This window comes from Histidinibacterium aquaticum (assembly GCF_008710275.1).
Taxonomy (GTDB): Bacteria; Pseudomonadota; Alphaproteobacteria; order Rhodobacterales; family Rhodobacteraceae; genus Oceanicola; species Oceanicola aquaticus.
On sequence record NZ_VYQE01000001.1, the window covers coordinates 332,614 to 358,749 of the forward strand.

Consider the following 26,136-nt stretch of genomic DNA (forward strand, 5'->3'; position numbering starts at 1 on the left):
GACGGACGCCGTCAGGTCGCAAGGCTCACGGGCTGCGCGGCGCGAGGGCGGCTCGGTGTCGAGGCGAAGGCGCTGAGGCCGAGCCACGATTCCATCGTCGCCACGAGCGCCCGGTCCCCCTCCAACGACAGGCGGCCCGCCCGGCGCTCAATGTCGATGGAGGTATGGCCCATCCAGATCATGGTCATCACGCGGAGGTCGCACTCCACAAGGAGGTCAACGTCGAACCCCGGATCGACGTAGCAGAGATCGACGGACTCGCCGTCGACGACCAGCCAGTGCTTCTGCTTCTTCGGCGGCAAATCCTGGTACACGAAATGAATCACGCGGCGCCCGGGCGGCACCTCGTTGACCTTGATGCTCCGGCGCATGTCCCACATCAGCAGTGTCGGATCGAGATTGCGCAGCGAGATCTCGCGATCGACCCAGCTCTGCGCCCAGTGGCCGAGCGACATGATGATGGGTCTCAGGGCCTCTCCGGCCTCGGTCAGCCGATAGGCCGACCCGCCGTTTCCCTCGCGTGCGATGAGACCCGTCTCTTCGAGCTCCCGCAGCCGCTTGGAGAGCAGCGCCGGCGAGATTCGCGGCAGGCCCCGCCTCAACTCGTTGAAGCGGGTCGATCCGCACAGAAATTCCCGCAGGATCAACGGTGTCCAACGCGAGCAGAAAATCTCGGCGCCCATCGCGACAGGGCAGAACTGGCCGTAGCTCGACGTGATCGTCATGTGCCCCACCCCCACTGGCTCCCGAGTCGGACGCCTGAAGCATAGCACGGAATCGACCGGTTCAGATCGTGAACTTGCCGCAGGGTCACTCAGGGCGGAGGCTTGGATGGTCGGCACCCGCCGCATTTCAAAAGCCATTCATTTGGGGGGAAGCCCATGACCATGATGTCCATCAAGACCTTGAGCGGCACGCCCGCCTCCTTGTCGGAGGAAACCGTCGCCGCCTTCGGAGCAGGACTGCGCGGCGGTCTGTCGAAACCCGGGGACGCCGGCTTTGAGGCGGCCCGGACGGTCTGGAACGCGACCATCGACCGCCGTCCCGACCTCGTGGTGCATGCCGCCGGGCCCGCGGACATCCTCGCCGCGGTCCGGTTCGCCTCCGAGCACCGCCTGCTCGTGGCGGTGCGCGCCGGGGGCCACAACATCGCCGGCAAGGCCGTCGCCGACGGCGGCCTGCTCATCGACCTGTCGGGGATGCACGGCATCCGCGTCGATCCCGCCGCGCGGCGCGCCTGGGTGGAGGCCGGGGCCACGCTCGCCGATGTCGACGCGGAGACGCAGGCCCATGGCCTCGTGGTGCCGGTCGGCATCAATTCCACCACCGGGATCGCGGGGCTCACGCTCGGCGGCGGCTTCGGCTGGACGACCCGGGCCTTCGGGATGACCATCGACAATCTCGTCTCCGCGGACGTCGTCACGGCCGACGGTCGCCTCGTGCGCGCGAGTGCCGAGGAAAACCCCGATCTCTTCTGGGCACTCCGCGGCGGCGGCGGCAACTTCGGGGTCGTCTCGGCCTTCGAGTTCGAGCTCCACCCCCTCGGGCCGGAGGTCACCTCGGGCCTGATCGTGCATCCCTTCGATGACGCCGGACCGGTGCTCCGGCAGTGGCGCGACTTCGTCGACACCGCACCGCGCGAAGTCTCGGCCTGGGCCGTGCTGCGCAAGGCGCCGCCCCTGCCCTTCCTGCCGGAGGAATGGCACGGTCGCGAGGTGGTCGTTCTTGCCGCCTGCTACGCCGGCCCCATGGAGGACGGCGAAACCGCGCTGGCTCCGCTGCGGGCCATCGGATCGCCGATTGTCGACGTGATCGGCCCCCATCCCTTCGCCGGGTGGCAGCAGGCCTTCGACCCGCTCCTGACGCCGGGGGCCCGCAACTACTGGAAGAGCCACGACTTCAAGGAGCTTCCAGACGCGGCCATCGACCTGCTGACGGACTACGCACAGCGGCTCCCGTCGCCGGAGTGCGAGATCTTCGTGGCGAGCCTCGGCGGCGCCATGTCGGAGGTGCCGGAGGACGCGACGGCCTATGGCGGGCGCGGGGCGAACTTCGTGATGAACGTGCACACACGCTGGCAAAGCTCCGAGCAGGACGATGACTGCATCGGCTGGGCGCGCGCCTTCTTCGACGAGACGGCGCCACACGCGATGCCGACGATCTACGTCAACTTCCTGCCCGACGACGAAAGCGGGCACCTGGACGCGGTCTACGGGCCGAACTACGCGCGGCTCGCCGAGGTGAAGGCGACCTGGGACCCCGGCAACATGTTCCGCGTCAACCAGAACATCGCACCGGCCGAGGCCGCGCAGGCCGCGGAGTGACGCCGGGCTTCCCGGGCAGATCGGTGCGCCGCCTGCCCGGGGAGGCTCCGCCTAAGGGGAGCATGCTTTCGGCCCGCCGTGTCGTGCACGCGTCGAAACGGTAGGGCTGGGGAGACGGGCGTCGTGCGTCCTTGATCCATCTCAACGCATCCCGGGTCCCGATGCTTCAGATCGGGCGTCATGCTCATGAAGTCCGGTCTCGTCGTCATCGCCCTGATCCTCGCCGCACTGCTCGTCCTGTTCGGCCTGCGGCTGCTGGACGCCCGTGCAGACCGGCAGGTGTGGCGCGATCTCGAACATCGGGCCGTTGAAGGGCCACGGTTCGATCCCGCGATGCTGGATGGCCTGCCCGAGCCTGCCGCCCGCTTCTTTCGGTTCGCCATCGCGCCGGGCACGCGCCTCCGGAGCGTCGCCGTCGTGGAAATGGGGGGCTCCCTGTCCCTCGGCGACCGGGAGGCCCCGAGCCCGCAACCGATCGTCGCCCGCCAGATCCTCGCACCGCCCCACGGCTTCATCTGGCAGGTGCGGCTGGAGAGCGCCGCCCGCGTCACCGGCAGCGACGCCCATACGCCCGAACTGAGCTGGGGCCGGTTTCGCCTCCTCGACCTTGTCCCGGTCGCCCGGGTTTCAGGCGACCCCGATCACCTGAGATCGTCATTCGGTCGCATGGTCGGCGAGGGCCTGTTCTGGACCCCTGCCGCGTTCCTTGCCGAGACGCAGGCGGGCTGGGATCACCTGTCGTGGGAGGCGGTGGACGCCGGCACCGCCCGGGTGACGGTCCGCCGTTCCGGGCTGGAGCAGACGGCGGACATCACGGTCGACGGCGAGGGACGCCCGGTGCGCGTCGTATTTCCGCGCTGGAGCAACGAGAATGCTGATCGGCAATACCGGGTTCAGCCGTTCGGCGGCGACCTCGCCGGGTTCGAGAGCTTCGATGGGTACACCTTGCCGACGCGCGTGACGGGCGGCAATCACTATGGCACCGCGCTCTACCACCCCTTCTACAAAGCAGAGGTCACCGCGATCCACTTTTCGGAGTAGTTTAGGGCTACTCGATCAGGTAGCGCGCCGTCAGGGGCAGGCTCGCCGCGCCGAGGGGACGGGCATCGGGGCCGACTGTGCCCATCTGGATGTGCGGACGCGTCATGCCGGTCATATCGATGGCATCGACGTCTCGCCGGACCCGCTCTGCCAGGTCAGCGAGAACGTCCCGCGGCAGCCAGCCGTCCAGCAGGATCGCCTCGACGTCGAGCGTGCTTTGGGTCGACCGGATCGCGTAGGCGAGCGCGTTCGCGGCTTCGGCAAGCCACTCCTCCAGGATTTGGTCTGGCACGTCCCAGTCCGCCGGGCTCTGCCACAGCTGACTGGCATCGAGACCGGCTTCAATCATGCGCGTCTCGAGCGTGGCCAGGGACGCGAGATCGATCAGTGGTCGGGTCCGGCCCTCGAGATCCGGAACGAGCAACGGACCGAAGCCCGCCGCGTTCCCCGACGAGCCGGTGAAGAGCGATCCGCGGAGGACCAGGCCGCCGCCGATGAAGAAGGCCAGGTAGAAGCACGTGAAATTCGCAGGAAGATCGGTCTGCCCGAAGACGAGCTCGGCGCTGCAGGCCGAGGTGGCGTCGTTCTGCAGGAAGATCGGCAGGTCGATCCGGCCGGAGAGTTCCTCGTGGATGTTGCGGCTCTTCCAGTCGACCATGAGCTCGGGAGAGACGCCTATCTTGGGCGCCCAGCTCCAGAGATGGAAGGGGATCGCAATGCCGAGGCCGGAGACGCGCTCGCGCCGGTCCGGGCCGAGGCGCGCCACCACTTCGGCGCACTTGGTGGCGGCGAAGTCGAGGACCGCTTCGAAGTCCGGGTAGGCGTAGACGCGCTTTTCGCGGTCGACGATACGACCGAGGAAGTCGATCAGCACCAGCTCGACCGACCGGCGACCGACCTTGAGCCCCTGGAAAAACGCGCCCTCGGGATTAAGAGACATCGGGATGGAGGGCTGACCGACACGCCCGCGCTTGGGCTCGCCGCGAACGATCAGCCCATCATGTTCCAGAGCGCTGATGATGCGTGCCGCGGTCTGCGCGGAGAGCCCCGTGAGCCGCGCGATCTCGGCCTTGGCGAGCCCTCCGCGTCGGCGCAGGAGGGTCAGGACCAGCCTCTCGTTCCGCTCGCGCATCTCCGTCTGGTTGGTGCCGGACACGGAGAGACCGTTGCCGTTGGGGTCCCACCCCCCCTGTTCGTCCCATGTGTCCATGCTTCCGATGTCCGACGAATAGGAGCCCGGCGCAAGTGGCTCCCTAATACTAACTCTCTGGAATTTATTTATTGACTCGCTCGGGGATTCGATCAACCCTTGTTGCCGTCGGGCTGCGTAGCCTGAGCAGATTTGGGAGGAAGAAATGTTCAAGACCGTAACGCTCGGATCGATCGGGGCGGCGTTCCTGCTGGCTGGCAGCGGCACCGCATTCGCTGCCGAGCACGAAGACATCTCGGCGTGCCTGATCACCAAGACCGACACCAACCCCTTTTTCGTAAAGATGCGCGAGGGCGCCACGGCGGCCTCCGAGGAACTCGGGGTCGATCTCAACAGCTACGCCGGCCAGGTCGACGGCGATAACGAAACCCAGGTCGCGGCCGTCGAAACCTGCATCGCCAACGGCGCGTCCGGCATCCTGATCACCGCGTCCGACACCGCGGGCATCGCGCCGACGATCCAGCGGGCGCGGGACGCCGGGCTCCTGGTGATCGCGCTCGACACGCCGCTCGACCCGCCGGAGGCCGCGGATGCCACCTTCGCGACCGACAACTACGAGGCCGGTCGGCTGATCGGCGCATGGGCCAATGCGCAGATGGGCGACGCGGCCGAGGATGCGGTCATCGCGACGCTGAACATCAGCCTCGCCCAGCCGACGGTCGGTGTCCTGCGCAACCAGGGCTTCATGGAGGGCTTCGGCGTCGACCTGGGCGATCCCAACCGCTGGGGCGACGAGGACGACCCCCGCGTGGTCTGCGACGAAGTCACCGCAGGCAACCAGGAGGGCGGACGGACTGCGATGGAGAACTGCCTCGCTGTCAATCCGGACATCAACCTCGTCTACACGATCAACGAGCCTGCCGCCGCCGGCGCGTACGAGGCGCTGCTCGCGATCGGCCGGGAGAACGACGTTCTGATCGTCTCGGTCGACGGCGGCTGCCCGGGCGTCCAGAACGTGGCCGACGGCATCATCGGCGCGACCTCGCAGCAATACCCGCTGGACATGGCGCGGCTCGGCATCGAGGCGATCCACGAGTACGCGACCGAGGGCACCGTGCCTCAGCCGTCCGAGGGTCTCGACTTCTTCAACACCGGCGTGAACCTCGTCACCGACGACCCTGTCGAAGGCGTCGAGTCGATCTCGGTCGAGGAAGGCCTGGAGCGTTGCTGGGGCTGAACCCGAAGTGTCGGCAGGCCTGACCGCCTGCCGACACGACCCAGACCATCGTGCTCGGGCAGGTCCTGTCCCCTCCCGGTGGGCAGGACCGCCCCGAAGACACGCCGAGGGAGGCTGTCATGGCGAACCAGGAAAACTACGACTCCGCCGTCGGATCGAGCGAGGCACCCGCCGAGTTCGACTACGAGCAGAAAGGGATCGTCCACCGGATCCAGCACACGCTTCACACGACGCCGTCGCTGGTGCCGCTCGTGGTCCTGCTGGCGGCGATTGCGATCTTCGGCGTGCTGCTCGGCGGGCGTTTCTTCTCGGGGCCGACGCTCACCCTCATCCTGCAGCAGGTGCAGATCGTCGGCATCCTGGCCGCCGCGCAGAGCCTCGTCATCCTGACCGCGGGCATCGACCTCTCCGTCGGCGCCATCGCGGTCTTCAGCTCGGTCATCATGGGCCAGTTCTCGTTCCGCTACGGGATCCCCCCGGCCCTCTCGGTGGCGGCGGGGCTCGCGGTCGGCACGGGGATCGGCGCGCTGTCGGGCTGGCTCGTGAGCAAGGTCAAGCTGCCGCCCTTCATCGTGACGCTCGGCATGTGGCAGTCCGTGCTGGCGGCGAACTACCTCTATTCCCGCAACGAGACGATCCGCAGCCAGGACATCCGCGAGCAGGCGGCGTTCCTGGGCTTCATGGGCAACCGGTTCGAGATCGGCGGCGCAGTGATCACCTTCGGCGTCGTCGCTATGATCCTGATCGTGGTCGTCCTCGCCTACTGCCTGCGCTCGACCGCCTGGGGGCGTCATGTCTACGCGGTGGGCGACGACGCCGAGGCCGCGGAACTGGCGGGTGTGAACCGGCACGGCACGATCATGTCGGTCTACATGCTCACGGGCTTCATCTGCGCCGTCGCCGGCTGGGTCATGATCGGTCGTCTCGGCTCGGTCTCGCCCTCGGCCTCGACCGGCGTCGTCGGCAACATCCAGTCGATCACCGCCGTGGTGATCGGCGGCATTTCCCTCTTCGGCGGACGCGGCTCGATCTGGGGCGCATTCTTCGGCGCGCTGATCGTGGGCACCTTCGAACTCGGGCTGCGGATGGCCGGGGCCAACGCGCAGTGGACCCTTCTTCTCATCGGCGTCCTCATCATCGCGGCCGTCGCCGTCGACCAGTGGATCAGAAAGGTCTCTCTCTGATGACCCAGGAACCGGTTCTCTACGCCCGTAACCTCGTGAAGCGCTATGGCCGCGTCACGGCCATCAACCGCTGCGACTTCGACCTCATGCCCGGCGAGATCCTCGCCGTGATCGGCGACAACGGCGCCGGCAAGTCCAGCCTCATCAAGGCCGTCTCGGGCGCCGTCGTCCCAGACGAGGGGGAGATCTACCTCGAGGGCAAGCAGGTCCTGTTCCGTTCCCCGATCGAGGCCCGCGAACACGGCATCGAGACGGTCTACCAGACGCTCGCCATGAGCCCTGCCCTCTCGATCGCCGACAACATGTTCATGGGCCGGGAAATCCGGATGGACGGCATGCTGGGCAAGGTCTTCCGCAAGCTCGACAAGAAGAAGATGGAGGAGATCGCGCGGCAGAAGCTCAACGACCTCGGGCTCCTGACCATCCAGAACATCAACCAGGCGGTCGAAACCCTGTCCGGCGGCCAGCGTCAGGGCGTGGCCGTCGCCCGCGCAGCGGCCTTCGGGTCCAAGGTGATCATCCTGGACGAGCCCACCGCGGCGCTCGGCGTCAAGGAAAGCCGCAAGGTGCTGGAGTTGATCCTCGACGTTCGCTCGCGAGGCATCCCGATCATCCTGATCAGCCACAACATGCCGCATGTCTTCGAAGTCGCCGACCGCATCCACGTCCACCGTCTGGGCAAGCGACTCTGCGTGATCGATCCCAAGGACTACTCGATGTCGGACGCGGTGGCCTTCATGACCGGAGCGAAGGAGCCCGATACCGTTGCAGCCTGAGGAGATCGCCGAAGCGGCGCTCCCCTCGGTGCTCGCGCTGCCGCGTGGCCGCAGGCTCGTGGCGCTCGCCGGCCCGCCGGCCGCGGGCAAATCCACGGTGGCGCAGTGCCTGTGGGCTCTCCTGCTCAGGCGCGGGCGGGAGGCGGTCGTCCTGCCGATGGACGGGTTCCACCTCGACAACCGGCTGCTCGAGCGCCGCGGGCTGCTCGACCGCAAGGGCGCGCCCGAGACCTTCGACGCGGCAGGCTTCGCCAAGCTGATCGCTCGTGCGGTCGCCGGAGAGGCGCTCGTCTTCCCGGTCTTCGACCGCGAACGCGATATCGCCATTGCCGGGGCCGAAGAGCTTTCCGCCGAGACGGAGTTCGTCCTGGTCGAGGGAAACTACCTGCTTCTCACCGACCCGCCGTGGTCGGGACTGGCGCAGTCCTGGGACCTCGCGATCTGGATCGACACCGCTCCGGAGGAACTGCGGCAGAGGCTCGTCGATCGCTGGATCGCCGAGGGCATGAGCACGGAGACGGCACGCAGGCGAGCGGAGTCGAACGACATCCCGAACGCGAACCTGATCCGCGCGAGACGCGGCCGCGCCGATCTCGAGTTCATCGCCTGAAGAGGCCCGTCCGTCCGGTAACGCGACCGTCAGCCGACCGGGCAAGACTGGCCGGGCGGATCGTGGTAAGATGACCTCAGGTCATCACTGGAGGTCCGCCATGTTCGATCTCGAGAGGTTCGTCTCCGACTGCAGGGACGCGGTGAAGGATGACCCAAGTCACAAGGCGGTCTCGGAGATCATGGCGCGGGCGATGTCCGATCCCACCGCCGTGCTCGACGCGCTGGGGGAGCCCACCAAGCCCGGCATCGAGGCGATCTACCAGTCCGACGACCTGACCATCGTGAACCTTGCCTGGAAACCCACGATGATCCTTCCGCCGCATAACCACGAGATGTGGGCCGTGATCGGGATCTACGGCGGACGGGAAGACAATATCTTCTGGCGCAGGATCAAGGACGACCCGGAGGGACGTATCGAGGCGGCCGGCGCCCGGTCACTTCAGACGGGAGATGTCTGTCCGATGGGCCCGGACATCATCCATTCCGTCACGAACCCGATCCCCCGCCTGACCGCGGCACTTCATGTTTATGGCGGCGACTTCTTCGAGACCGAGCGGAGCGAGTGGGAACCCGGCGATCTCGTCGAAAAGCCGCTCGATATCGAGACGCTCAAGGCGCGTTTCTCCAACTGAGCAGGGCGCGGCTCGCCGCCCGGCACCTTGTGCTGGATCAAGGCGAGCGGGCTCGCTGCGACGCAATATCTGTGCAGTTCGAAACGCGATGGAGGTTCCCGTGATCCGAGGAATTCTGGTTGCCACGCTCTTTGCAACACCGGCCCTGGCCGATCCCGACGTCTACGCTCACATGGACGGCTGGAGTTACGGCCATGGGGTCGGGATGATGTTCGGGCCCGTCCTCTGGCTCATCGTGCTCGGGCTCGTCGTCGCCGGCGTGATCTGGTTCGCCCGTCAAAACGACGGCACCACCCCTCGTGGCGGCAAGGGCTCCGCCCGCAACGAGCTCGACATGCGCTTTGCGAAGGGCGAGATCGACGCCGACGACTACGCCGCTCGCAAGAAGCTGCTCGAGTACTGACATGGTCTCCAACAAATTCGGCGAGCTCCCGGTTGCCGGCACCGCGACGTGATGCCGGAGGCCAGGGAGCTCGCCGTCGGTCTGACATGACGCCTGTCAGTAGCCGTTCTTCTCCAGCCAGCCCTTCATCCAGGCGATTTCCGCGGCCTGTGCCTCGATGACCTGCTGCGCGAGCGCGCGGACCTCGGGGTCGTCGCCGTGCTTCAGCACGATCCGCGCCCTCGCCACGGCGCCCTCGTGATGGGGAATCATGCCCCGAATGAAGTCGACGTCTGCATTGCCAGAGAACTCGAAATCCATGCCGGCATGCATCGCGGCGTTCGCGGCGCGGAAGGCTTCATCGGCGCTCCCCGCAGCATCTTCAAAGCTGCTGCCATGCATCGCATGACCTCCGTGATCGTCCTGTGCGGTTGCGACCTCTGCCGAGAAAATCAATGCGGCAACGATCGCCGAGAAAAGAATCGGATGGCCCATTTTCGGCTCCAAGCTTCGAATGCCGTATCCCAGCCTGAAGACGGATTTTCGCAAGTCACAACGGCGTGTTTCGACCCGCCCTCCAGCGCGATGTTCGGCGGAAGGCGAGCAGCAGCAGCGGCACACCGGTGGCGACGCCGAGCCCCGCGGCGATCCAGCCGGAGCTACCGAAATCGCCCTTCATCGCGGCCGTGCCGATATGGGCCAGAACAAAACTCGCGGGCAGAATCCCCGCCAAGGTCGCCAGTGCGAACCGCCAGGCGTGCAGGCAGCTGAGGCCTGCCGCGTAGCTCATCGCGTCGAAGGACACGAATGGCATGAGGCGGCTGGCGAAGACGGTGAACGTGAGCGCGTTCTGCGACCCCAGGAGGCCGTAGTCCGCCTTGTCTCCAAGAAATCGTTGCACCGCGCCGCGACCGAGCCCGCGCGCGATGGCGAAGGCGATGATGGCGCCAATCTCGGACCCGATGGCGACATAGGCGGCTCCGGCATAGTGGCCGTAGGCGGCACCGGAGGCCATTGCGATGGGCGCACTCGGGATCGGGCTCGCGACCACTGCGAGGATCATCAGGGCGATGACGGCAAGCGGCCCCCAGAAACCGGCCGTGTCGACCCAGGCTTCTATGGTCGCCTGGTCGACCCGGCCCGACAGTTGAATGGCCAGCACGACAATCACTGCCAGCGCCAGAGCCGCCGCCACGCCGCCCCAGATGCGCCGTTTGCGTCCACTGCCCGAGGTGTCAGGATCGTAGCCCACCACTTTCACTCTTGCTGCCAGCTCTTCTGGCAGGCGGAGAAGAGGAATGTCGCCGACCAGGTCAGCAGCATGAAGCCCAGCAGGGCCTCGAACATGAGAACCAGACGAAAGCCCTCCACCGCGTCGAGAGACGTATACCCGAGCGTCGTGAAGGAGATCGCCGTGAGGTAGAGCATATCCGTAAAGCTCGGTGCCGGCCCAGCCAGCGCGTCCGGGCTCCAGCCTCCGGCGATCCACTGGTTCAGCGCGGCGAGCAACACGATCTCGGCCGTATGCAGGACCAGGAGCGCGGAGAAGGTCAGCGGGGCGATAGAATGACCACGCCGCCCGTCATGGGGCGCTACCTTCAGGATGCCGGTCAGCGAGAAATGATGCGCCACGCCGAAGGCGAGCGCGAGGACGAAACCGAAGAAGAAGCCGGGAACAGGTTGCATATCATCCTCAGGCCGCTTCCACCGCGCGAACCAGCATCTCGCGGACGCCCTTGGCAACTTCATGAAGCTGGTCGTTCTCCACCGACGACATGGACGCGACGGGGTCGACCGCGCTGACCTCGGTGCCATTGTCGACACGGCGCAAGATGACGTTGCAGGGCAGCATGGCGCCGATGCGCGGTTCGATCCCGATCGCCTTGTAGGCCATCTCCGGATTGCAGGCCCCGAGAATGAGGTAATCATCCATGCCGGCGTCGATCTTCTTTTTCATCGTCGCCTTCACGTCGATCTCCGTGAGCACGCCGAACCCTTCCGATTTCAGGGCCTCCCGCACACGGCGGTCAGCCTCTTCGATGGAGGCTCCCTCCAGCAGACGGTTGTGAGTGTATCCCATTGTCCTTCTCCTCCTTTCTGAATCTGTAAGCACAAGAAATGAGCGACTCCGTGCGTTCCAGAATACACCCGGCCCCCGGTCGGTGGGAACGACGGTTCACCTTGATCGCCCCGGGCCCGCCACGCCCGAACGGCAAGCCGGGCAAGGGCGCAACGGCTTCCGCCCTCTGCCCTCGACCAATAGGGTCCTACCGTATGCGATGCTCCGGTTTGCTCTTTCGCAGCGATCGGATGCGGGTAGCGTGGTGGCCTCAAGGACGGGGGAAAGACACGGCATGGACGACACGATCTTCGTCGGGGGTGGGGGACCGGACTATCGCGATCCGCAGGCGCTGCGGCTCGACTATGCCAACCGTCACGGGCTCATCGCCGGGGCGACCGGCACTGGCAAGACGGTCACCCTCCAGATCTTGGCCGAGGGCTTTTCAGCGGCGGGCGTGCCGGTCTTCCTGTCGGACGTGAAGGGAGATCTCTCGGGCCTTGCCGCATCGGGCCGGGAGGACTTCAAGCTCCATCAGGCCTTCGCCGAGCGAGCGGCGACCATCGGGTTCGGCACGTATCGCTACACGAGTTTCCCGGTCACCTTCTGGGACCTCTTCGGCGCGCAGGGTCACCCCGTCCGAACGACCGTCGCAGAGATGGGGCCTCTACTGCTGGCCAGGCTGATGGACCTGTCGGAGGCGCAGGAGGGCATTCTCAATATCGCATTCCGTCTCGCGGACGAGCAGGGTTTGCCGCTGCTCGACCTGAAGGACCTCCAGGCCCTGCTCGTCTGGGTGGGCGAGAACCGGGCCGATCTGTCCCTGCGCTACGGCAACGTCTCCCCGGCCTCCGTCGGTGCGATCCAGCGACGGCTGCTGGTGCTGGAAAACCAGGGCGGCGAGAGGCTCTTTGGCGAACCTGCGCTCGATCTTGCGGACCTCATGCGCACGGACACGGACGGTCGCGGCCGCATCAACATCCTCGCCGCAGATACGCTGATGACGAACCCCAGGCTCTACGCGACCTTCCTGCTCTGGCTGCTGAGCGAGCTTTTCGAAGAATTGCCCGAGGTCGGCGATCCGGAGAAGCCAAAGCTCGTCTTCTTCTTCGACGAGGCGCATCTGCTGTTCGACGACGCGCCCAAGGCGCTGGTCGACAAGGTCGAGCAGGTGGCACGTCTCATCCGCTCCAAGGGGGTCGGCGTCTATTTCGTGACCCAGAACCCCGCCGACGTGCCCGAGGGCGTGCTGGGCCAGCTGGGAAACCGGGTGCAGCACGCGCTCCGTGCCTTCACCGCGCGCGACCGCAAGGCGCTCAAGCAAGCCGCCGAGACCTACCGCGAGAATCCGGGCTTCGACACGGAGACGGCGATCCGCGAGGTGGGCGTCGGCGAGGCCGTCACGTCGCTGCTCGAGGACAAGGGCGTGCCCGGCATCGTCCAGCGCACGCTGATCCGCCCGCCGTCCTCCCAGCTTGGGCCAATCGATCCGGCCGCTCGGGCGGAGGTCGTTGCCACCTCGCCCATCGCCGGGAAATACGAGCAACTCGCCGACCGCGAGTCGGCGCACGAGATCCTCGCCGCGCGGGCCGAGCGCGCCGCGCGGGAGGCTGAACAGGCGGAGACGGAGGAGGCGCGCTTCTCCAGCGAGGTGCGGGAGTACAACGCCGGCCGGCGCTATACCGGGACGCGCGTTTCGCGCATGTCCTCCACGAAGTCGTCCCGGACCGAGACCCTCGGAGAGGCCATCGGCTCGGTCGTCATCAAGGAGCTCAAGGGCACCACGGGCCGACGCATTGTCCGCGGCATCATGGGCGGGCTGTTCCGCGGGCGGTAGGCCGCCGCGCGCTTCAGCTTCCGGTCGTCCAGGCGTCGAGCCGGAGGTTTGCCGAAGTCTCCACCTGTAGCCTGTCTGGCGAGACGTTGTCGTAGCTTCGCCTCGTCCCGCAGACGCTGCCGTTGTCTGCGAATATCTCCAGGATGCCCCTGTCGTGCAGGACGCGAAGATCCCGGGCTCCGGGAATCTCCGCGGAATAGGTGATCTCTCCGTCGTCGCAGGGCACGCGAACGGACAAGACGCCATTCTCAACGCTGATGACGAAGGAGTCATCGCCGTCCTGCGTTGCGACGATACGGGTTCCGTCAAGTGAACCGGTGAGAGAGAGGTCGATGGGCGCGTCGGGAAGATGAAAGCCGCCCCCGGGCTCCCCGGGGATCGTCTGCGCCGGGCAGGCCTCCGCGATCTCGTCGACAAGGCTCATGCAGAGACGTCCTCTTGCGTCGACCGAGAGTTCACGCGGCAGGCTCATCTCGCCGGAATATGGAGAGCCCGGCGGCTTGCGATTTTCCCAGTTGAAGAGCCAGGCGATGGCGACCTGCCGGTCCCCCGCCCGGCAGGATTGCATGGCGTAGAAATCGGTCCCGAAGTCGAGAAGCTGGAGAACCCCGTCGGTCTCGAACCGGTCGTTCTCGAAGTCGCCCACGAGCGCGAAGAGCAGGTTGTGCCGTCCGCTCCCGGGGTCCGTGTGACCGACGAAGCCCATGACGAGCACCCATCGGCCGTCGAGGGGGAAGAAGTCCGGGCACTCGACAGCGCGCGCGCCTTCCGCCTTGAACTTGGCGGGGGCGCGGTAGAGCGGGCCGAGATAGCTCCAGCTCACTTGGTCGTCCGAACCATAGAGCAGGACCGCCGGATCGCCGTCGATCGCTCCGCCGAGGACCATCCGGTACGCGCGGGCGGCTTGGTCCCACCAGACCTTCGGGTCTCGGAAGTCGTGCACCACGCCGTCCGGCCGGTCCTCGAGAACGACGGTCGTGCGCTCGACGCCCAGAAGGCCGGGGCCGGGCTCGGCCCGCTTCTGGATCTCGGTATAGCCCTCGACGAGGTCGTAGGCCGGCAGCCGCTCGGTGTAGAAGATCACGGGCGCCCCCTCGCGGTCGAGGAAGGTGCTGCCCGAGAAGGCCCCGCCGGTCGCGCCGAGCGGCCAAAGCGGCTGCTCGGGGTGCAGGAAGACCGGCAGATGCGTCCAGTGGACGAGGTCTTTGCTCGTCGCGTGCCCCCAGTGCATGGGGCCCCAGTCCCGGCTCGCGGGGTGGAACTGGTAGAACAGGTGCCAGGTGTCGCCGATGCGGCAGAAGCCGTTGGGATCGTTCATCCACTGGCGGACCGGGGAGAAATGGATGCGCGGCCGGTCGGGATCGGCGCACATCCACTCGGTGATCTCCTGACCCGTCCGGCGGGTGATGCCGTCAGGGCCGAAGTCCCAGGCCGTGATGCCGGTGTGCGCCACGTCGTCGGGGTGCCAAGAATAGGCCCACGAGATGGCCCCTGCCCCGGACCATTCGATGGTCGCTCGGTCCGTTGACATGTGCCGGTAGCTGAAAAAGCCCGGCTGCTCCGGAAAGCTGGGGACCTGCCAGACGACACGCTGTCCCACCCGGATCCGCAGGGTACCCGGCGCGCCTCCGGCCCAAAGCTCGAGCCGCGCGCCGGGGGCGAGTTGGAGGTCTTCGGTCGCTTGGGTCATGGGGTGACTCCTGCCGCAGGGACGGGCGTGGCGAAGAAGGCGTTGCGGCTGCGGTCCATCTCCACCTCCGCGTCACTGCCGGAAAAGAGCACCGTGTTGCCGGCGGAGGCCTCGTCGATCAGCACCGTGCGCATGTCGAGCGGGGCCGCGTCGCCGGCCGAGAGGAGCGCGCCGACCTGCGTGGCGAAACAGGCGCTGTTGGGAGCCTCGTCCGAGGACGAGCCGGCGACGGTCCCGACGACGTTGTTGTTCGCGATATAGTTGCCGGCTCCCGTGGCGACCCGGATGGCAATGGAGGTGGCCCCGTCGGGAGTGATCGCCTCGGGCGGGAGAGACTGGGAAATATGGTTGGCAATGATCGAGTTGTTGCTGCCCTCGATCCGGACGAGGCCGAAGAGGTCGTCCAACCCGTTGTCGTAGCCGAGCATCGGGGCCCAGGGCTCCCGGTCGCGGAGGAAGTGGTTGGCGGAGACGAGGTTCTCCGATGCGCCGTCGGAGAGAACCAGCATCCCGGGGTAGAAGGAATGAAAGCGGTTGGACGTAACCGACGACCGCACGACTCCGGACAGGTGGACGCTGCTCTTGCCCCGCGGAAAGACGTTGTTGCCGGAGATGAGCAGCCCGCCGTGGTTCTCGGCGTAGATCGAGTGGCCCCGGTAGCCCGCACCGATCAAGTTGTTGGCGATCCGCGAGGCCTGCCCCATGCCCCTCAGCTCGATGCAGTTGCCGCATTCAGCGATGAAATTGTTGTCGACCGAAAGGGCGTCGGCGTCGTCGATCTTGAGCCCGTGCTCGAGATAGATGAGCCCCATCCCCGTGATGCGGAACGAGTCGTTGGCGCTGACGACGTGGATGCCGGTCTTGCCGTTGAGATAAGAGTTCTCCGCGTCGGCGCCGCCGGTCTCCCGAGCCTCGAAATGCAGCCCGTCGATACAGAAGTCCGCGAATTCGACCGAGCTGATCCGCGGATTGCCCTCCCTCCGGACGAGGAAGGCAGCCTCCTCCCTCGCCGCGAGGTCCACGACGATGCGGCTCCCCCCGGGCCAGATCTCGTGCCAGTTCGAGAGTTCCTCGGGCGGCGTGTTGAAACGGATGCTGGACGAGGTGAAGCCATGCCCCGCCCCGACGATCCGCAGGTAGCTGATGTCGATCACGACCTGCGTCCGAAGCCGGTAGTCGCCCGGCGGGATGAAGATCACGCCCCCCGGCTTGCCGCCATCGCCAGCGTCGCGGGCCTGCTGACGCGTCTTGATGTCGGCGATGATGGCGTTGATGACCGCGCCGATGTCCTCGGATGCGTCGCCACCGGGCCACCGGGTCACGTCGTAGGAGTTCTGCCCGGGCTCTGCGCGGGCCGGGCCCGGCATCCAGCCATCCGGAGCCTGCGCACTGGGGGCGTCTTGGGTCTTGTCGGGCATTCTCGTCACCAGATGCTGAGGCGCGTGTCGCGGTCGAAGAAGTGCAGGTTCTCGGCGGTCACCGCCAGGCGCGCCCGGTCCCCCGGTCTGACCTGCGTGCGGGGAGCGAACCGCCCGACCGCCGAGGCCGGCCGACGACCTTCGGTGCCGTCGTCCACGCCCTCGGCATCCACCTGCGGTGCGTCGATTTCGAGATGCGCGAGCGTCTCGGCACCGAGGGACTCGACCAGCGTCACCGGGGCGGAAATTTCCGCGAAGGCGCGCTTCTCCGTCACCGAGGCGTCGTCGATGTCCTCGGGCCGGATGCCGACGATGACGGGCCGTCCGGCGTGAGACCGCAGGCTCGGCCGGGTTTCGAAGACGGGCGCGGGCAGCGGGATCTCCTGGCTGCCAAGGCGCAGCGTCTCGCCGTCGAGCTGCGCCTCGAAGAGGTTCATGGAAGGTGAGCCGATGAAGGCCGCGACGAAGACGTTCGCGGGCCGATTGTAGAGGTTCTGCGGCGTGTCGACCTGCTGCAGCCGGCCGGCCTTCAGCACGGTGACCCGGTCGCCCATGGTCATCGCCTCGACCTGGTCGTGGGTAACGTAGACCGTCGTGACGCCGAGGCTGCGCTGCAGACCCGCGATCTCGGCCCGCATCTGGACGCGAAGCTTCGCGTCGAGGTTCGACAACGGCTCGTCCATGAGGAAGGCCTTGGGCTTGCGGACGATCGCCCGCCCCATGGCAACCCTCTGGCGCTGGCCGCCCGAGAGATGCGCGGGCTTGCGGTCGAGGTGCGGCGTCAGCTCGAGGATGCGCGCCGCCTCGTCGACCTTGGCGTCGATCTCGGCCGATTTCATCCCGGCCATGCGCAGGGGGAAGGCGATGTTTTCGCGGACGGTCTTGTGCGGGTAGAGCGCGTAGGACTGAAACACCATCGCGATATCCCGGTCCTTGGGGTCGACGCCGTTGACCACGCGGTCACCGATCGAGACCTCGCCCGAGCTGATGCTCTCCAGTCCGGCGATCATGCGCAGCGCCGTCGACTTGCCGCAGCCGGAGGGACCGACGAAGACCATGAACTCTCCGTCTCGGATGTCGAAGGTGAGGTCGTGGATCGCGTGGAAGCTGTCTCCGTAGACCTTGTTGACCTTGTCGAGTGTGATGTGCGCCATCGTCTCAGCCTTTCACCGCGCCGAAGGTCAGCCCGCCGATGATCTGCTTTTGCAGGACCAGAGTGACGAGAATGACGGGAAGAGAATAAAGGACGGCCGCCGCCGTCATGGGCCCCCAGGCCAGACCGTAGACGGAGTTGAACTCCGCGATGACGATCGGGGCCGTCTTGCTGTTCTGCGACGTGAGCAGCAGCGCAAAGAGGAACTCGTTCCAGCTCGCGATGAAGCTGAATAGGGCCGTGATCGCCATGCCGCCGCGCATCACCGGCAGGATAATGTGAAGGAAGGCCTGGAAGCGGCTGCACCCGTCGATCCGGGCCGCCTCTTCGAGGTCCTTCGGGACGTTCTCGAAGAAGGCCGCCATCAGCAGGAGCGCCAGCGGAACCGCGTTGGAGGTATGGGCCAGCACGAGGCCCGTCGTCGTGTCGAGAAGCCCAAGCGACTTCAGCAGCTGGAACAGGGGCACGCCCAGCGAGACCGGCGGCACCATTCGCGTGACCAATGCGAAGAGCAGGAAGGACACCGTCAAGGGACGCCGGTAGCTGGTTGCGACATAGGCCGCCGGGACCGCGATCAGGAGCGACAGCACCGTCGTGAGCACCGCCACGATCGCCGAGTTGAGAAAAGCCTGCGGCAAGCCGGCGGTGCCGATCGCGGTCTCGAAGTTCTCGAGCGTCACGCGGTCGGGAAAGAAAGACGGCGGGATCTGCTGGACGTCGGCCGCGGGCTTGAGCGAGGTCGAGACCAGGTAGACGTATGGCACGGCGTAGGAGAGGACGAGCAACAGGGCCAGGCCGTTGATGACCGTCTTCCCGACGTCGGGGTTGGCACGGGAGGTCAAGCGATCAGCCATGATCGACCCTCCAGATCTTCCAGTAGGCCAGACCGGCCAGCGCGACCATGAAGAGCAGGAAGAGCGTCGCCAGCGCCGAGGCCTCGCCCAGGTCGCCGTAGCGCACCATGCGCTGGTAGATGTTCATCGACAGCACCTCGCTTGCCTGCCGGGGGCCGCCCTGCGTCTGGATCCAGATCAGGTCGAAGGTCTTGAGCGCGTCGATCCCCCGGACGATGAGCACGACCGCGATGACCGGGCGCATGAGCGGGAGGGTGACGTGCCAGAACCGGCTGAGGGCCCCTGCCCCGTCGATCCGCGCCGCCTCGATCAGGTCCTTGGGGATGTTGGTCAGGCCGGCATAGCTGACCAGCGCGACGAAGGAGGTCGTCAGCCAGATGTCGGCCGCGGCGACGGAGTAGATCACGATATCGGTGTCCGACAGCCAGCGGATCGCGCCCGGGTCCGGGATCACGCCGATCGCGGTGAGGCCGTAATTCAGGATGCCGATGTCCCCCACGAGAAGGAAGCGCCACAGCAGGCCCGCGACGATGGGCGAGATCATCAGCGGAAGGGCGAAGATCGTGCGGTGCCAGCGGGACCGCTCCGCGATGGAGGCAAACAGAAGCGCCGCGCCGAAGCCGAAGAGGAACTCGAAGAAGAGCGCGAAGCCCGCGTACTTCAGTGTCCGGATCGCGGAGTCGTGGATCCGCCCCGAGGTCAGCGCGTCGGCGTAGTTTCCCAGGCCCACCCATTCGCGGGCCGCGGGGGCCATGAGCTCGACCTCGAAGAACGAGTTGTAGACAAGGAGCGCGACCGGATAGGCGACCAGGAGCCCCAGAAAGAGCACGGCCGGCGACAGCATCGCGAGAACGAAGCGGCGTTCAGACACGGGTCCCCCCTACTCGAAGAAGCGGGGCCGGAGGCAGCAGGAGCCGCCTCCGGCCGTCGCGATTACTGGTCGAGAATGTCCCGGGCGATCTCCGCCGCCTCTTCTAGAAGCTCCCCGACGTTGTCGTCGCACTCCAGCGCCCCCTGGAAGGCGGGGATCACGGCCTGATCCAGCAGTTCCTGGTAGTCGGGGTGGATCGGACGGCCCTGCGTCGCGGGCGCCGAGAGGGTGGTCAAGAGAGGCTCGAAGTGCTCGTAGCCCTCCGTGTCCATGTAGCTCTCGTAGGCGGAGTTCGCGGCGGCCAGCCCCAGCGGCGCCTCGATGCCGAGCCCGTTGTTGGCGATGGCATAGGCGACGAACTGCTTCGCGGCCTCCTTGTTCTCGGAAGTCGAGGGAACGACGTTGTACCAGGGCCCCGGGATCCCGGCGATGCCCGCCTCGCCCGCGATCATGGGCGCGACCCCCACCCGGCCGGAGACCTGGCTATCCTCGGGCGTCAGACGGTAGGCATGGGCCCAGAACTTCATCATCGCGGTCTGACCCTGGTAGAAGAGGTTCTGCTCCTCGCCCCAGCCGATCTCGAGCGCGTTCTCCGGGGCGGATCCATCTTCGCAAAGCGGGGCGCGGTAGAATTCGAGCGCGGCGCGGTGCGCCTCGTTGTCGAGGATGACCGTGCCGTCCTCGTCGAGAACCACGCCCGGCGAGCCCGCCTGAAGGACATGCGCCATCCACTCTTCCGGGTTCAGACCGTTGACGGAGGTCCCCATCATGTCCTCGGTCGTGAAGAACTCGGCCATGTCGCGCCACTGCTGCCAGGTCTGGGGCGGGGCGAGGTCGTAGCCGTATTCTTCAGCGAAGGCTTCCTGGTTCTCGGCGGACTCGAAGAGATCCTTGCGGTAGAACACGACCTCGGCGTTGGCCCAGGCCGGCATCCCGATCATCCGACCGTCGACGTTTGCGTCGTCGATGAGCGCCTGCGGCAGGTCTGAGCGCACCTCTTCGGTGAAGAGGTCGCTCAAGTCCTCGACATGGTCGGCGAAGGCAGCGTTCCAGACGACGTCGATGGTCGCGACGTCGAAGTTCGAGGTGCCCGAGGCGATCTCGGCGGACAGCCGATCGAAGACGCCCTGGTACGGGACCTCGACGAAGTTGACCTCGATGCCGGTCTCCTCGGTGAATTGCTCTGCCATCTCCTGCTGCAGCATGAGGCCACCGCCCTCGACGAGAACCGTGATCTCCTGCGCCTGGGCCGCACCGGCCGCCAAGGCGACAACGGCCGCCGAAGTGTAAAAGGTCTTCATTGTGGGCTCCTCCCTATCTTCGACAGCGCGATCCTGCAGCGCTGACGAAGTAGACAAAAACAGACTATGTCGACGTCGTCAAACTAAATGTCGACGTCGACATAGCTGATTGTCGACGTCGACAGTTGCGAGGGGATGAACCGCCCGCTACATTGCCGCCGAGGCAGGAGGCACGGGCATGGTCAGCATCAAGGACGTCGCGAAGGCGGCGGGCGTGTCGGACAAGACCGTGTCCCGGGTAGTCAACCGAGAGCCGAACGTGAGCACCGACACGGTCGAGAAGGTGCGCTCCGCCATCGACCGGCTTGGCTACATCCCGAACCTTGCCGCCCGCAGCATCCGCTCCAGCCGGTCGGGCATCGTCGGCATCATAACCGACTACGTCTCGACGACCCCCTACTCCGGCGACATCGTCCGGGGCATCCAGGCCTGGGCGGAGGCACAGGGGCGCACGGTGCTGCTGGCCAGCACCAACGGTGACCCCCACCGCGAGCGGGAGGTCTGGCGCACCTTCCAGGCGCACCGCCTCGACGGCGTCCTGCACGTCGCGATGTATCGCCGGGTGGTCGAGCCCGAGAACGGCGACATCCACATCCCGACGGTCCTCGTGAACGCGCGCCCGAAGCGCGCGGGCTCGTTCCATTCCATCGAGCCGGACGACTTCGGCGGCTCGCGGGCGCTCGCGCGTCACCTGCTGGAGCTCGGTCATCGCCGGATCGGGTACATCCGGCTGAACCCGCTATTGCTGGGCGCCAACGAACGGTACGAGGCCTTCAGGGAAACCCTGCAGGAGGCGGGTCTCGGGCAAGCGGACCTTGATGTCCGCCTCGGCATGGAAGGTCCGATCGGGGAAGAGGAGAACTTCGTGTTTCGCGAGACGACGGCGATGCTGTCGGCGCCTGACCGCCCCTCGGCCGTGGCCTGCGGCAACGACGAGATGGCCCTTCAGGCCTACCTGGCCGCCCTTCAGCTCGGCCTTCGGGTACCCCAGGACGTCACGATCGTCGGTTTCGACGACTTCCGGACCATCTCGCTCGCCCTGAAGCCCGAATTGACGACCGTGGCCCTGCCCTATTTCGACCTTGGCTGGCAGGGAGCGGAAATCCTCGACGGGGTCATCGCGGGGCCGGCGGAGAGCGGTCGCAACCGGTCCCTCGAATGCCGGCTCGTCCCGCGCGCCTCCTCGGGACCTCCCCACCAGGCGTGAGGATCATCGCCGGACCCGCCCCCGCGCTTCTGGCGACCGTCAGGGCTTTGCCGGGAGAAAACCCGGGCTAGTGACATGCAAGAGTCTTGGTCAATCCGCCGAAAGGCGGCTAGGCTTCCTGTTCGGATGACTATCACTCTTACCTCCAAGGAACTGGACGAGATTGCGAGACTGCAATCCGGCTTGCTCGCCGCCGAGCACCTCGGCACGCCCGACCGCATCAAACCGCTGCTCGTCGGCATCCGCAGACTGATAGCTGCCGAGCGCTCCTTCGCGTCGTACCAGTTCAGCGACGGACCGGTCTTCTTGTCCGACGGTGTCGGTCCGCACATCGCCGACTACTTCGACAGGGTGTTCACCGGGGTCGACCGTGACGGCAACTACCTCTTCACCGATAAGGCCCTCCAGGAGATCAATCAGCGTCGGCGCCAGATGGGTGCTGGAGTCCATCACGAAGCCCGGCTCAAGAACCGAGCGCTGATTACGGACGCGGACTACTTCAGAGAGGCTTTCGAGCCAGCTGGCATGCACCACGTCATCGGCATGACGACGCCGCTCCCCATCGGCGAAGCCATCTTCGCGTTCGGCTTCGGCGGCCCCGACGATCCGGGTTTCTCAGGAGAGCGAAGCATTAAGTTGCTCAACCTTCTGCTTCCCGCGTTCCGAGCCGGATTCTTCGCCGCATGGAACCTTCATGCGCAGCAAGCAGGGCCGGCATCAGCCCCGGAACACCCAAAAGAAGAGGCCTCAGAGGCTTTGACGCCTCGGCAGCGTGAGGTTGCCGCTCTTATCGTGGCGGGTCTGACCGACCGACAGATCGCATTGAAGCTCGGCATCTCGCTCAATACGGTGCGCCGCCATAGCGAGGCGATCCTCTCCCGGCTCGGGTTGAGCTCTCGGTCCGGTCTCGCGGCCCGCCTCGGCGGCCTGAACAACTCATAGGGCATTTGCACCATTCCGCGCGCGGTTGCGGGTGGCAGGATGACCAAGGGTAAGAATGCCCGGGGTCATTGGCCGAATGACTGTTTTTTGAACCCGGCAAGTACTGTGAACGATTACGGCCGAGGTTTTTCAGATCGACGGACGGGCAAAACTCGGGGAAGGGGATCTTGATGCGATCAGTTAGAGGCAGAACCGGTATCGGCTGGGCTCTCGTCGCCCTAGCCCCGTTTACCGCCGCGGCGGCGGCACAACCAGTGCCGACGGGCCAGCTTTCCGGAACGATCGACGGTCAGGCCGTCGACGTGAAACTCGATTGCAGCAGTTGGGACGCAGAGCAGCAGATGGTCTATTCGCTCGGTGACGATCGGGGACAGTCCGACACCAGCGGCGACGGCGTCATCTTCAGATTCTCGCATTTCGCGCCCGCCGGCATGACTGATGCCAGCGTCTCAATAAATGGAGAGACGTTCCAGGTCGGCCCCGCCTTCCGGGCGGAGGATGACACGGAGTGGAGCGTCGAGGACGACATCGCGACGTTCGACGGGCCCTCCGGCGCGGCAGAGGACCGCCCCGTCTCGCTCACTCTGGACTGCGCCCCGCGCAGCCCGGAGGAGGATGGGTATGTCGGACGTGTGACCGGCGTCGTCGACGGGATCGAAATCGACGCCCCGCTTTCCTGCGCGACATGGGAGGATCGCGAGGCCACGCAGGAGAGGACCCCGCCGGATACCGGCAACGAGGTCGAACTCTTCGTGATCCGGCAAAGCGGGCATGGAACGGTGACCGTTTCTACCGAAACGGAGACCTATCAGATGGTCGCGACTGGCGATGCCTTCGTGATCTCACCTGATACCATTGCCTTCGAAAGCAGCTACCGCCGGTCGGACGACACCACCTACGACGCAGCGCTTACGTTCGATTGCAGCCAACGGACCAGTTCAAGGGAGGCCGTCCCGATCACGGAGCTTCCGCCGATGCCCGAAGCCCTTACGGCCGGTCAGAACTTCGCATTCTCGTTGGCGGATATTCCCGGCTCAGCTGGCGACATGATTGTCATCACCGATGGCAACCCGGGCTGGCTGTTCACCGCTATGCGCGATGGCGATGGCGATGGCGATGGCGATGGCGATGACGTCACACTGACCGCGCCCGAGACACCAGGCGCCTACGTAGTCGAGTACCTCGGCGGGCCGGACATGACCCCCACGGCCCGGATGGAGATCCTCGTCGAATGAGGCACGTCGCGTCTTTCGGCCTCGGTTTCGGTCTTGCCCTGCTCTTCGCTTGGCCGGCGCAGGCCCAAGGCATCGGGTCCTACGCCTTCGTCTGCCCCGCGCCCGAGGCGCCGGAAATCTATGACGAAAAGGCCTGCGGGGAATATCCCGATCATCAATGGATGATGCAGGGCATCCGGCAGCGTGTGGAGGACGCCACCACCTTCATGACTGATCTGGGCGCGGATTTCCCGAGTTTCGCGCCCCGTGATACCCGGGACGGTCCGGCGCAGGAGTTTTGGCTGAGCCCCGGACAGACCGGTGACGAACTGGTGATCTACGAAAGCGGTGCCCTGGGCTTCGGGCCCGGCTCGGATCTCGTTCAGCTGGATGCGAACGAGACTCTGCTCGCCTATATCACGCCAGCTCTCTGGCAATACGCCACTGACACAAAAACGATGGTGCCGCCGAACGACTGCGGCGCATGGCTGTACCGCGTCGTCATCAACGGGATGTCTCACTACAATCTGGAACGGGTCAAAGGCGTCGGGCTGATCGAGCGCCTGAGCCGCGAAGGCGACGGGGCGCCGCTCCTCCCCAAGTGGGACACCAGCCTGCACATTCCCGAAGGTCGCGGACAAAGCGACCGGATCATCGACAACCGCATCTCAGTAGCCTGCGGCGATGACCCCGTGAACGGGCAATCGAGCTTTCGCGACGACCTGCTATTCGGGCGATGGGCGGTTTTCTACGATCAGCTTTACCGCGTGATCGCAGGCGAAAACGCGGACGAGGCGCAGCGGATGGAACTGGCGATGTTCCTTCTGCAGAGTGTGCCGGGATTCTACGACGACATTGCAGGGGCTGCCGCCCCCCGCCGGGGCGTGGTCGTCGCGTTTCACCAGGTCCTGCAAGGGTTCCATGAAGAGGGGCTGACCCACTTCTACCCGTCCGTGATCGCACGCTTCGTTGATCCCGCACGACCGGAATTGGCGCAGCTTCCGGTGTTCGACGACCCCGAGTTCATCGATGTCGGTATCGGTGAAACGCACGTGTTCCTGGATCAGCGCGTGGCCCCCTTGGCCACGAATGCCTATGCGCTCACCCTCGCCCCCCCCCAGCGCACCGGAACTCTCGCGCCGCCTTGTGGTCGATGCCGCTCTTCCACCGGCGTTTAAGGATCACGCCGACGATCTGCACATCATCCTCAACGGGGAGGTCTACTCCGACATCGTACAGATCGCCGGGGACGGGGAGCGAAAGACGGTACGCGCCACAATCACCATCGACGATCCCGCCGTCGACCGGGCACTTGTCGGTATCGCGCAGGCCCCGCTCGAACTGACCCCAGCGACTGCCGACGAACGGTTGCGCCGCCTGGGCTACGAACTCGAGATCACGCTCGAAGAGGTCGATTACTGCGACATCTCCCTATTTCAGCAGTTCACGAACCCCCGGCTCGCCCGCGTGTCAGGAAATGTCGCGGCGGACGGGACTGTCAGCCTGCCCTGGCTCTCGCAAGAGTTGGGGCCGCGCACGCATTCCACGATCGCACTCTCATCCACCTGGCGCTCCGTCGCGGAGGGCGTAGTCTGCGTCGACCACCTCGCCGCCACGCAATCTCGCCGCCCGGTGATTTCAATTTACACTCCGAGTCCTCTGACGTTGATGGGTGGAGGCTTTGCGGGCCTGACGGTTGAGCACGACGGATGGGGCGGCTGGCCCGCAGACTCCAGTTTCAAACTGACGGTCGTTCTTCCCGACGTCACGGTGGGAGATCTGCGCGAAGGCCGCACTTACCGCGCAGTTCTGCCGGGCATGATGGCCGAGGGCTTCTCCTCGATCTATACGGACTACGAGGGAAGCTTTACCGGCCCCGGGCCGAGTGATTTCGAAGGACGGAGCAACGTGCTCGTGGCGAAAGGGGCGCAGGGCATCTTCGCGGTGGAAGAAGCTGCCGCCGGCTTCTTGAGCGGGGAACTGACGATCACCGGTCCTGCCGAGTTCATTACCTGGGAACACTCCCAACTGAGCGACGGGAGATACCAGATGGATGGTGAAGACATGCAGGGCAGCCTGATCATCTCGGGCAACATCATGATCGAGGCGACGGAAGACAGCCTTCGGCTCATCCGTGAAGGCGGTCAGGTGAAGACGACGGTCATCGACTAGGCTCGGCAGGCGCCAACGGAATCGTCGAAGCGCGGCGAGACCTGCCGTCACTCAAGTGCTGAGTTTCGTGGTGCCGGGGG

At 66.1% G+C, this 26,136-nt stretch carries 26 protein-coding genes; 14 read left to right on the forward strand and 12 right to left on the reverse strand.

The window, feature by feature from the left end; translation table 11 throughout:
• Positions 1 to 11 precede the first annotated feature (11 nt).
• Entirely contained in the window at positions 12 to 725 is a 714-nt protein-coding gene (locus F3S47_RS01680; protein WP_191090046.1) for a winged helix-turn-helix transcriptional regulator, read from the reverse strand.
• Between the two features lie 156 nt (positions 726 to 881).
• Here F3S47_RS01680 and F3S47_RS01685 point away from each other — a divergent pair, with 156 nt between their 5' ends.
• Positions 882 to 2,324: an FAD-binding oxidoreductase gene (locus tag F3S47_RS01685; protein ID WP_150443482.1), complete on the forward strand. Its 1,443-nt coding sequence runs from the start codon at positions 882 to 884 to the stop codon at positions 2,322 to 2,324.
• Between the two features lie 180 nt (positions 2,325 to 2,504).
• Positions 2,505 to 3,365 carry a DUF6544 family protein gene (locus F3S47_RS01690; protein WP_150443483.1) on the forward strand — a complete coding sequence of 287 codons (861 nt, stop codon included), beginning with the start codon at positions 2,505 to 2,507 and terminating at the stop codon, positions 3,363 to 3,365.
• Between the two features lie 7 nt (positions 3,366 to 3,372).
• Here the strand turns inward: F3S47_RS01690 and F3S47_RS01695 are convergent, their stop codons facing one another.
• Positions 3,373 to 4,575, reverse strand: a complete 1,203-nt coding sequence (locus F3S47_RS01695) for an ROK family transcriptional regulator (RefSeq protein WP_150443484.1) — start codon at positions 4,573 to 4,575, stop codon at positions 3,373 to 3,375.
• A 145-nt stretch (positions 4,576 to 4,720) separates the two neighbouring features.
• Between F3S47_RS01695 and F3S47_RS01700 the strand changes: the two genes are divergently transcribed.
• The 6 genes from F3S47_RS01700 (at position 4,721) to F3S47_RS01725 (ending at position 9,359) form a co-directional block, all read left to right on the forward strand.
• On the forward strand, positions 4,721 to 5,752 hold the full coding sequence (locus F3S47_RS01700; protein ID WP_150443485.1) for a sugar ABC transporter substrate-binding protein: 1,032 nt from the start codon (positions 4,721 to 4,723) through the stop codon (positions 5,750 to 5,752).
• 119 nt (positions 5,753 to 5,871) lie between these two features.
• Positions 5,872 to 6,936 (forward strand): ABC transporter permease, encoded by a 1,065-nt coding sequence (locus tag F3S47_RS01705; RefSeq protein WP_150443486.1) that lies wholly within the window; start codon positions 5,872 to 5,874, stop codon positions 6,934 to 6,936.
• Complete coding sequence (locus tag F3S47_RS01710; protein ID WP_150443487.1) at positions 6,936 to 7,712, forward strand: ATP-binding cassette domain-containing protein; 777 nt, start codon at positions 6,936 to 6,938, stop codon at positions 7,710 to 7,712. Before F3S47_RS01705 ends, F3S47_RS01710 begins: the two co-directional genes overlap by 1 nt.
• Positions 7,702 to 8,322 (forward strand): nucleoside/nucleotide kinase family protein, encoded by a 621-nt coding sequence (locus tag F3S47_RS01715; RefSeq protein ID WP_191090047.1) that lies wholly within the window; start codon positions 7,702 to 7,704, stop codon positions 8,320 to 8,322. Before F3S47_RS01710 ends, F3S47_RS01715 begins: the two co-directional genes overlap by 11 nt.
• Positions 8,323 to 8,422: 100 nt before the next feature.
• Positions 8,423 to 8,956, forward strand: a complete 534-nt coding sequence (locus tag F3S47_RS01720; protein ID WP_150443488.1) for a cysteine dioxygenase family protein — start codon at positions 8,423 to 8,425, stop codon at positions 8,954 to 8,956.
• Between the two features lie 100 nt (positions 8,957 to 9,056).
• Positions 9,057 to 9,359: an SHOCT domain-containing protein gene (locus F3S47_RS01725; protein ID WP_223877680.1), complete on the forward strand. Its 303-nt coding sequence runs from the start codon at positions 9,057 to 9,059 to the stop codon at positions 9,357 to 9,359.
• A 96-nt stretch (positions 9,360 to 9,455) separates the two neighbouring features.
• On the opposite strand, the gene copM is transcribed toward F3S47_RS01725, so the two are convergent.
• The 4 genes from copM to F3S47_RS01745 all read right to left on the reverse strand — a co-directional run bounded on the left by copM (position 9,456) and on the right by F3S47_RS01745 (position 11,418).
• Positions 9,456 to 9,833 (reverse strand): CopM family metallochaperone, encoded by a 378-nt coding sequence (gene copM / locus F3S47_RS01730; protein ID WP_150443490.1) that lies wholly within the window; start codon positions 9,831 to 9,833, stop codon positions 9,456 to 9,458.
• 55 nt (positions 9,834 to 9,888) lie between these two features.
• Positions 9,889 to 10,497 (reverse strand): TVP38/TMEM64 family protein, encoded by a 609-nt coding sequence (locus F3S47_RS01735; RefSeq protein ID WP_223877724.1) that lies wholly within the window; start codon positions 10,495 to 10,497, stop codon positions 9,889 to 9,891.
• A 98-nt stretch (positions 10,498 to 10,595) separates the two neighbouring features.
• A complete protein-coding gene (locus tag F3S47_RS01740; RefSeq protein ID WP_150443491.1) occupies positions 10,596 to 11,024 on the reverse strand; it encodes an ion channel in 429 nt (142 codons plus the stop codon).
• Between the two features lie 7 nt (positions 11,025 to 11,031).
• Positions 11,032 to 11,418: a DUF302 domain-containing protein gene (locus F3S47_RS01745; RefSeq protein WP_150443492.1), complete on the reverse strand. Its 387-nt coding sequence runs from the start codon at positions 11,416 to 11,418 to the stop codon at positions 11,032 to 11,034.
• A 274-nt stretch (positions 11,419 to 11,692) separates the two neighbouring features.
• On the opposite strand from F3S47_RS01745, the gene F3S47_RS01750 reads away from it, so the two are divergent.
• Entirely contained in the window at positions 11,693 to 13,234 is a 1,542-nt protein-coding gene (locus tag F3S47_RS01750; protein ID WP_150443493.1) for a helicase HerA-like domain-containing protein, read from the forward strand.
• Positions 13,235 to 13,247: 13 nt separating this feature from the next.
• Here F3S47_RS01750 and F3S47_RS01755 read toward each other — a convergent pair whose 3' ends face one another.
• The 6 genes from F3S47_RS01755 to F3S47_RS01780 form a co-directional block, all read right to left on the reverse strand.
• The gene (locus tag F3S47_RS01755; protein WP_150443494.1) at positions 13,248 to 14,924 is read right to left on the reverse strand and encodes a GH32 C-terminal domain-containing protein; all 1,677 of its coding nucleotides are present in this window, start codon (positions 14,922 to 14,924) and stop codon (positions 13,248 to 13,250) included.
• Complete coding sequence (locus F3S47_RS01760; RefSeq protein WP_223877681.1) at positions 14,921 to 16,342, reverse strand: NosD domain-containing protein; 1,422 nt, start codon at positions 16,340 to 16,342, stop codon at positions 14,921 to 14,923. Before F3S47_RS01760 ends, F3S47_RS01755 begins: the two co-directional genes overlap by 4 nt.
• Positions 16,343 to 16,347: 5 nt before the next feature.
• Positions 16,348 to 17,496, reverse strand: coding sequence for an ABC transporter ATP-binding protein (locus tag F3S47_RS01765; protein WP_150443495.1), 1,149 nt, complete (start codon positions 17,494 to 17,496; stop codon positions 16,348 to 16,350).
• Positions 17,497 to 17,500: 4 nt separating this feature from the next.
• Positions 17,501 to 18,349, reverse strand: a complete 849-nt coding sequence (locus tag F3S47_RS01770) for a carbohydrate ABC transporter permease (RefSeq protein WP_191090048.1) — start codon at positions 18,347 to 18,349, stop codon at positions 17,501 to 17,503.
• Positions 18,342 to 19,220 (reverse strand): carbohydrate ABC transporter permease, encoded by an 879-nt coding sequence (locus F3S47_RS01775; RefSeq protein ID WP_223877682.1) that lies wholly within the window; start codon positions 19,218 to 19,220, stop codon positions 18,342 to 18,344. Before F3S47_RS01775 ends, F3S47_RS01770 begins: the two co-directional genes overlap by 8 nt.
• A gap of 62 nt (positions 19,221 to 19,282) precedes the next feature.
• Positions 19,283 to 20,521: an ABC transporter substrate-binding protein gene (locus F3S47_RS01780; RefSeq protein WP_150443496.1), complete on the reverse strand. Its 1,239-nt coding sequence runs from the start codon at positions 20,519 to 20,521 to the stop codon at positions 19,283 to 19,285.
• Between the two features lie 178 nt (positions 20,522 to 20,699).
• Here F3S47_RS01780 and F3S47_RS01785 point away from each other — a divergent pair, with 178 nt between their 5' ends.
• From F3S47_RS01785 to F3S47_RS01805, 5 genes are all read left to right on the forward strand, one after another.
• Positions 20,700 to 21,728 (forward strand): LacI family DNA-binding transcriptional regulator, encoded by a 1,029-nt coding sequence (locus F3S47_RS01785; RefSeq protein ID WP_150443497.1) that lies wholly within the window; start codon positions 20,700 to 20,702, stop codon positions 21,726 to 21,728.
• Between the two features lie 126 nt (positions 21,729 to 21,854).
• Positions 21,855 to 22,670, forward strand: a complete 816-nt coding sequence (locus tag F3S47_RS01790; protein WP_223877683.1) for a helix-turn-helix transcriptional regulator — start codon at positions 21,855 to 21,857, stop codon at positions 22,668 to 22,670.
• A 254-nt stretch (positions 22,671 to 22,924) separates the two neighbouring features.
• Positions 22,925 to 23,905, forward strand: coding sequence for a hypothetical protein (locus F3S47_RS01795; protein WP_150443499.1), 981 nt, complete (start codon positions 22,925 to 22,927; stop codon positions 23,903 to 23,905).
• Complete coding sequence (locus tag F3S47_RS01800) at positions 23,902 to 25,062, forward strand: hypothetical protein (RefSeq protein WP_150443500.1); 1,161 nt, start codon at positions 23,902 to 23,904, stop codon at positions 25,060 to 25,062. Before F3S47_RS01795 ends, F3S47_RS01800 begins: the two co-directional genes overlap by 4 nt.
• Positions 25,031 to 26,056: a hypothetical protein gene (locus F3S47_RS01805; protein ID WP_150443501.1), complete on the forward strand. Its 1,026-nt coding sequence runs from the start codon at positions 25,031 to 25,033 to the stop codon at positions 26,054 to 26,056. The genes F3S47_RS01800 and F3S47_RS01805 overlap by 32 nt, the downstream gene beginning before the upstream one ends.
• The last annotated feature ends 80 nt before the right edge of the window (positions 26,057 to 26,136 follow it).